We start from the raw sequence: 1737 nt of genomic DNA on the forward strand, positions 1-1737 counted from the left end.
AGGGATGCAGGCATCGGGGATTTTGAGCAGTGATACAGCACTTAAGCCTGAACAGCGCGAAACGCTCCGGGCCAGCCTTCAGGCGTTCATGGGATCGAAGAACGCCGGCAAGATCATGGTGGCTGAAGCAGGCTTGAAGTATCAGGGCATCACGATGAACCCTGAGGCGGCCCAGATGCTGGAGTCGCGCTCGTATGGTATCGAAGAGGTGTGCCGCTGGTTCCGCGTTCCGCCTTTCATGGTCGGGCACATGGACAAGCAGAGCAGCTGGGCGTCGAGTGTCGAGGGTCAAAATCTTCAGTTTCTGACCAACTGCCTTCGGCCACTTCTCGAAAACATCGAGCAGGAGATATTTCGTTGTCTGCTCGATCGGGATGATCGCTACTTTGCCGAATACGCCGTTGAAGGCCTGCTTCGGGCTGACAGCCAAGGCCGCGCCAGTTATTACAACATCTGCTTGCAGAACGGCTGGATGAGCCGGAACGAAGTTCGAAGGCTTGAAAACCTCCCGCCGATCCCTGGCGGCGATGTTTATACCGTGCAATCCAACTTGCTCCCCCTAGAGCAGCTCGGCCAAGACAAGGGCGGCGGCGAACAAGTGCGCGCCGCGCTATCCGCCAGGCTTCTACCGAATGAAATAAGCCGGGCCCCCGGCAGCTCTGGAGACTGACCCATGACAATTCGAAGCCTTCCGGCAGCGCCGGCGGGGCGCCCCTGCGCGGGCGTCTCGTTTGACCTCATGCCTCAGGCCATGGAGCGATGGAACGCAGATATCCAAGCCGCCGCGGAGGATGACAAAAACACGATTTCGATACTGGACGCGATCGGCTTTGACCCATGGTCAGGCGAGGGCGTGACCGCGAAGCGTATTTCTGCCGCATTGCGCAGCATGGCCGGTGCAGACGTCACGGTGAATGTGAACTCCCCTGGCGGCGATATGTTTGAAGGGTTGGCTATTTACAACATCCTCCGCGAATACAAAGGCCATGTGACGATCAAGGTCCTGGGTCTTGCAGCATCCGCTGCGTCAATTATCGCTATGGCCGGTGACGAAATTCAGGTGGCTCGATCGGGCTTCTTGATGGTGCACAACGGATGGACCATAGCCGCTGGCAACCGTCACCAGTTCCGCGAAGTGGCCGACATGATGGAGCCCTTCGACGCGGCCATGGGCGATATCTACGCCGCTCGAACCGGTGGCGATCTGAAGGCGATGCAAAAGCTGATGGACGCCGAGRCGTGGATTGGTGGGTCTGCTGCCGTTGAGCAGGGCTTCGCTGATTCGCTTCTCGACTCCGACTCAATCAAAGAAGGAACGAAGGCTCAAGTGGGCCTGATCGCCGCCCGGAAGTTGGATCTGATTCTCGCCCAGCAGGGTATGCCCCGCAGCGAGCGTCGATCACTAATTCAAGAAATCAAGTCCGGCACGCCTTGCGCTGCCGAACCCGGTACGCAAGACGCTGCCGACCCCCAGGCCGACCTGGCCGAACCAATAGCCGAACTCGAACGGGCACTTGCTCGGTTCTCGGCAGCCGCTGTCAACTAAAGGAATCACATCATGTCCGAACAAGCCAAGCTGCTTGCGAAAATGAGCGCCGAGCTCGCGAAAGCCTCCAGCGAATTCAGCCAAAAGGCCGAGTCCGCTCTTGGTGAAGCCAAGAAGGCAGGCACCCTGTCGACTGAAACCAAGGCTGCTGTCGATGAGATGGCATTGAAGTTCAACACCCTGGCCGAAGC

At 58.6% G+C, this 1737-nt stretch carries 2 protein-coding genes; both read left to right on the top strand.

The window, feature by feature from the left end; translation table 11 throughout:
- On the top strand, window positions 1-670 hold a 670-nt coding region (locus tag AC1DRJ_RS26595; RefSeq protein ID WP_477804772.1), incomplete at its 5' end, for a phage portal protein.
- A 3-nt stretch (window positions 671-673) separates the two neighbouring features.
- Window positions 674-1546 carry a head maturation protease, ClpP-related gene (locus tag AC1DRJ_RS26600; protein WP_477804773.1) on the top strand — a complete coding sequence of 291 codons (873 nt, stop codon included), beginning with the start codon at window positions 674-676 and terminating at the stop codon, window positions 1544-1546.
- Window positions 1547-1737: the final 191 nt, after the last annotated feature.

The organism is Pseudomonas sp. P5_B2 (genome assembly GCF_056400445.1).